The following is a 5,297-nucleotide window of genomic DNA, read 5'->3' as shown; positions in this document are numbered from 1 at the left end:
CCGGCGCCGCCGGGCGGATGCGCGCCGCCCGCCGCCGAACTGGCGGTCTGCGCCAGGCCGCTGGCCAGCTGACCCGTCATCCCGCCCAGCTGGCTGGTGGCGCCGGTGGCCGCCCCCAGCAGACCCCCGACGCCGCCGGTCACCCCCGTGACGACGGCCGGCACGATCGTCTCCATGATCTTGCCCATTCCGCCGGCCGCACCGCCCACCAGCGGGTTGGACATTGGATCGGCGGGATTCGCGACGGGCGGGTCCAGTCGTGACGCAGCGCCCGGTTGCAGGGCACCCGCGCCTCCCGGGCCCGTTATGCCCCCACGGCCCACTTCGGTATCGGCCGGCAGCCCCGACACCAGATGGGCCGTCCCCGCCCCTTGATAGTCCGTGAAATTCGTCCGGCTATCCCGTTCGTAGGCCGCCAGCTTCATATTCAGTTGTCTGATCGTCGGACCCTGCGTCCCGAAGCTTGCCGGACTCGCATTGACAGCCAGGGCGGCCTGCAGGCGTGCGATCGTCTGGTTCCACTCGTACAGGTCGGGCATCCGGGGCTCAGTCGTACGGAAAGCTCCGGCCAGCGCGCGGGCCGTCCCGGCCAGGTGCCGCGCGTCGGTGGCGAGCCGGGCATATCGCGACGCCAGTCCGGTCAGCTGGGCCCGTGCCGCTTCGGCCGCGGGCGACTGCCAGCTGTGCTCGAGTTGCTCCCGCGCGGCGAGCACCAAAGCCGAGGCCTGATCGAGCCGCCCGGCGCGGGTATCGAGCGCGAGGGCGGTCGCGTCCAGCCCCTGCGGTGCTTGCGGTCCCGGGCCGCCACGAATCAACTCGGCGGCCTGTCGCCCGCTGGCCGGCTGTATTCCGCCGCCGCTGACCGGCGCCGCCAGCGGGATCGGCAGCGACGCGGGCAGCACCGCCGGGGTGCTCACCGGTCCCCCGGCCCCCGCGCCGCCACCCAAATTGGCGGCCGAAATCGATTCCTGCTGCTGGTAGGCGCCGGCGCTGGCGTGCAAGCGCGCCGCGGCGGCCTCGGCTTCCTGGTCCGCCGTCGCAATGGCGTGATCGAGCGCCCCGACCTGGGATGCCAGCCAGTTCGCCCCGTCCACCGACACGCAATCACCGGCGCACGGCGTCACCGCGCCACCGGACGGAGCAGGGCCCGGCACGGCGCGCACCATCGCCGCGGCGCCATGCAGCCCGGCGGGATCGATACCCAAATCGCGGCTGGCCATGGTGGTCCTAGGAGCTCAGCGTCTGCTGGTTCACTCGCTCGGCGTCGGCATAGCTTTGCAGGTCACGGCGAATATGGGCCGCCACCGACTCGGCGTAGGCACCGAGGCGATCCCCGGCCGCCCGGCGTTCCCGCAGCGCCGCCGCATAGGCGGTACCCACCGTCGAGGCACCGATCCGGCCGAACACCCCGGCGGCCTCGTCGATGGTCGCGTCGTCCAGACTCATCTGCTCGCGCACCCGGGTGCCTTCGGCCTCCCACCACTGGGCATGGTCCTGCCAAGCCTGAAAATCCAGCGCCAGCCGCCCGCTCATGCCATCTCCCGTCAGGTTGTTTGCCCAGCGTAGCCGCAGCGCGAAGGCTTATGCAGCGTCAAAAGTCGACGTAGCGGGCGCGGTATTCAGCCACCTGGGCCTCGCTCGGATACACCTCGCCCGGCGGCATGTCCGCGCCCCGCTCGTTGATCTTGGCCAGTTCGTCGCAGCGCGCGCGCATCAGCGCCAGGGTGTGCAGCCGCAGGATCCGCTCACCCAGCATCTCGGCCGACCAGCCCGCGTTGACCTCGGGTTCCAGCTGGCAGCGCAGCAGGCCGCCGTGCCGGTCGAGTTCGAGCATCAGCGCGCCGTCGGCGGAGGACTCGACGTAGCTGCGGTCCTCGGTTTCCGTTCCCATGCGGGCTCTCCTCGATGGCGGTCTGCGTCCAGCCTAAAACCAGTCCGTTCCCGATGACCGTCGTACAAGCAGGTCGGCGTTCCTATCGTTGGGACCGTGGCGGCGCAACGGATGCAGGTCGATCCGCAGCATTTGGTGGCCTCGGCCGGACGCGTCGACGGCCACGCCCACCACATGCAGGGCGTACACGCGTCGGCGGACTCGCGGCTGGAGTCGGCGTTGCCGGGCTGGCCCCGGCAGGCCGGCGCGGCGATGGCGGCCAAATCGGCGGAATGGCAGCGCACCACCCGGGCTTTGGTCGCGCGAATGGCCGAGCAGTCCCGTCAATTCAAAACCTCCGCCGACGACTACCAGGGCACCGAAGACCGCAGCGCGCGGACACTCACCGTGGGACGGTGATCTGCCGTGTCGCTGTCGCTCGCCGAGATCGAGCAGTGGAGTTCCGACGCGGTACGGGAGGTGTTCCACGTCGGCAACGTGCGCGCCGGCGCGGCCTTCGACGCCGGGGCCGGGTTGGGGCAGTTGCGGGTGTTCGACAGCTGGGGCGGAGCAGGCGCCGAGGCGGCCAGGAAGTCCATCGACCAGGTCCGTGCCGACCTGAACTCGCACGGCGAGGAGGCGCTGGCGGTCGCCCAGGTCGCCTCGAAGGCGTCCGGTGAGATCGACGAGCTGAAGCGGGATCTCCAGGCACTGTTGGCAGCCGCCGACGCAGCGCAGATGCAGATCGACCCGAAGACCAACGCCATCGGTCCGGCCCCGGGGTCACACATGTCTCCCCAGGAAATCGACGGCAAAACCACGGTGCTGGCGCAGTGGCTCAAGCGGGTGCTGAGCAAAGCCGCGGCGATCGACATGGAATTGGCCCAAGCGATCGAGATGGCCGAAGGTAACCGGCCGATTCCGGCCGGGCCGCACGACAACCGCCCCGAGATCCGCGAGGCACTGTCGAGGCCACTTCCCGAGGACCCCAAGCAGTTTCACGATCTGTGGCAGCAGCTGAACCCAGAGGAGAAGGACTGGCTCTACAGCCAGGACCACAACATCGGCAACCACCCAGGGATGCCGTGGGACCCCGAGGACCACTTGGGCAGGGACCACTACGACCGGATGCACCTGACCGAGCTCCGACAACACACCCAAGCCGACCTCGACCGCATGCAGCAGCGCTACGACCAACTGGCGGCCCAGGCCTACCTGGGCGATCACAGCAAAGCCACCGCCGTCGAGCTCAACGCCCTGGGGCCGCAAATCTCGGCGGCCCGACAGAGCCTGCAGGGATACCGGACGGTGCAGGCCGAGCTGGACCGCAACGACGGCGTGAAACGCTACCTGGGACTCATCGACGACAAGGGCCACGGCGCGGTGGCCATCGGCAATCCCGACTACGCCAAACGCAACGCGATCCTGGTGCCCGGCACCGGACAAGACCTCACCAAATTCGAAGGCAGCGACCTGAAATCGTTGGCCATGTACAACGCCGCGATGCAGGCCGATCCCACCCTCCGGCCAGGCGACGTGGCGGTCACCACGTGGATGGGCTATGACCGTCCCATGGACCTCCCGCAAGCCGCGTGGCCAGACCGCGCCTGGTCAGGCGGCGGTGCGCTGGATGCGTTCGAGAGCGGGCAACGCGCGTCGCACGTCGGAGCGCCCTCGATCGACACGGTGATCGGGCACAGCTACGGCTCCACCGTCGTCGGGGCCGCCGCCGCACCTGGCCATCACCTGGACGCCAACAACGTGATCGCGGTGGGCAGCCCGGGCATGCTGGTGCATAACGCGGGCGACCTCAACCTTGCTCCCGGCGGAACCGTCTATGCGATGCGGGCACGCAACGACATCATCGAACTGGTCACCGACCTGACGCTGGGCAAGGATCCGATGGGCTCCGAGTTCGGTGCCACTCGGCTCTACGCCGCTCCGGGACCCAGCTCGGACCCGCTCGGCCTCACCCCGAGCGTCGCCGCCCACAGCAGCTACTGGTTGCCGGGGAACCCCGCACTGCGCAATTTCGGCGCCGTCATCGACGGCATGCAGCCCCCGGAAATCATCGGCCCCGACGGCACGGTGGAGCACCGATGAGCCGTCTCGCCGCCGCATCACTCGTGGTCGTGCTGATCGGCGCCTGCAGCGCCAACAACCTCGGAGGAGGGCCCATGACATCCACGCCGACACCACCGATCAGCCCGCAACAAGCCCAGGACACCCTGATCGGATACCTGAAGAAGACGCTTCAGGCGCTGCCGCCCGGCACCACGCTGGACGCCACCCGCTATGCCCCCACCAACACGCCCCCCTGCCAAGACGTCACCACCGGCACACCGCCGAGGGCGCTGACGACGATCGGCGACCTCACCCTGCCGTCCGGCACCGATCCGCAGGCCATCGTGGCGAAGACCGGTGATATCTGGAAAAGCTGGGGCTGGAACGTCGTCGAGCGCGACGGCTTCGACAAGCCCAACCGGTTCGGCTATGCGCCAGACGGCTACAGCCTGCAGATCGAAGCCCGCAGCCGCCCGGGCTTTGCGCCCAGCCTCCAGGGCGTGTCCCCGTGTTTTCCCGCCGACCTGCCGGACAACCGCAGCCCGTTCCCGACGATCCTGACCGGGTAGGGAGTCGCCCTCATAGCGGTGACACGATATCGGGGTGATCTGCGGGTCGTGCGGTACCGAACTGCCGCCGAACTCCAAGTTCTGCAACCAGTGCGGTGCAGCGGTTGCGACTGCGACGACTCCGGCCGAGTACAAGCAGGTAACGGTGCTGTTCGCCGACGTGGTGCGGTCGATGGACATCGCGGCGGCCGTGGATCTGGAGCGGTTGCGCGCCATCATGACCGAGCTGGTGGAGCGATCGGCGGCGGCGGTGCAACGCTACGGCGGGACCGCTGAGTACAACGGCGATGGGGTGATGGCGTTGTTCGGTGCCCCAGTTGCGTTGGAGGATCATGCCTTTCGGGCTTGTCTTGCGGCGCTGGCGATTCAGCAGGAGGCGGACCGGTTGGCGGCCGAGGTGCAGCGCCGCGACGGGGTGGCACTGCGATTGCGGGTGGGCCTGAATTCGGGACAGGTGATCGCCGGTGAGATCGGTTCGGGGACAATAGGTTACGCCGCAACCGGGCAGCAAGTCGGGATAGCGCAGCGGATTGAATCGGTGGCACCTCCGGGCGCGGTGATGCTGTCGGAATCGACAGCTCGGCTGGTCGAACACACCGTGACGCTCGGTGAACCGGAGTGGGTGCACATCAAGGGGAGCGACGAACCGGTGTGCGCGCGCCGGCTGGTGGCGATCGACCCGCGCGATGGCCGGGCCGGGCGGGCCGAGGCGAGCCTGATCGGTCGGCGCTGGGAGATGGCGATTCTGGACGCAATCGTGGACCGCGCGATCGACGGCCACGGCGGTGTGGTGA

7 protein-coding genes are annotated in these 5,297 nt (G+C 69.3%); 4 read left to right on the top strand and 3 right to left on the bottom strand.

Annotated elements, in window-relative coordinates; all coding sequences use genetic code 11:
- The 3 genes from VML93_RS33185 to VML93_RS33175 all read right to left on the bottom strand — a co-directional run.
- Nucleotides 1-1,220: PPE domain-containing protein (locus VML93_RS33185; protein ID WP_325617264.1), on the bottom strand; the 1,220-nt coding region annotated here is incomplete at its 3' end.
- Nucleotides 1,221-1,227: 7 nt separating this feature from the next.
- Nucleotides 1,228-1,533 (bottom strand): hypothetical protein, encoded by a 306-nt coding sequence (locus VML93_RS33180; RefSeq protein ID WP_325617262.1) that lies wholly within the window; start codon nt 1,531-1,533, stop codon nt 1,228-1,230.
- 58 nt (nt 1,534-1,591) lie between these two features.
- Complete coding sequence (locus VML93_RS33175; RefSeq protein ID WP_325617260.1) at nt 1,592-1,891, bottom strand: hypothetical protein; 300 nt, start codon at nt 1,889-1,891, stop codon at nt 1,592-1,594.
- A 96-nt stretch (nt 1,892-1,987) separates the two neighbouring features.
- Here VML93_RS33175 and VML93_RS33170 point away from each other — a divergent pair, with 96 nt between their 5' ends.
- From VML93_RS33170 to VML93_RS33155, 4 genes are all read left to right on the top strand, one after another.
- Nucleotides 1,988-2,290, top strand: a complete 303-nt coding sequence (locus VML93_RS33170; RefSeq protein ID WP_325617258.1) for a WXG100 family type VII secretion target — start codon at nt 1,988-1,990, stop codon at nt 2,288-2,290.
- A 6-nt stretch (nt 2,291-2,296) separates the two neighbouring features.
- A complete protein-coding gene (locus VML93_RS33165) occupies nt 2,297-3,973 on the top strand; it encodes an alpha/beta hydrolase (RefSeq protein ID WP_325617256.1) in 1,677 nt (558 codons plus the stop codon).
- Between the two features lie 74 nt (nt 3,974-4,047).
- Nucleotides 4,048-4,503 carry a hypothetical protein gene (locus VML93_RS33160; RefSeq protein WP_325617254.1) on the top strand — a complete coding sequence of 152 codons (456 nt, stop codon included), beginning with the start codon at nt 4,048-4,050 and terminating at the stop codon, nt 4,501-4,503.
- A gap of 34 nt (nt 4,504-4,537) precedes the next feature.
- A partial coding sequence (locus tag VML93_RS33155) for an adenylate/guanylate cyclase domain-containing protein (protein WP_325617252.1) occupies nt 4,538-5,297 on the top strand: 760 nt, incomplete at its 3' end.

The sequence above is a fragment of the Mycobacterium sp. genome (assembly GCF_035499775.1).
In the GTDB taxonomy this organism is placed as follows: Bacteria; Actinomycetota; Actinomycetes; order Mycobacteriales; family Mycobacteriaceae; genus Mycobacterium.
Note: the sequence above shows the minus strand (reverse complement) of the source record. Positions and strands in the feature narration are given on the sequence as shown.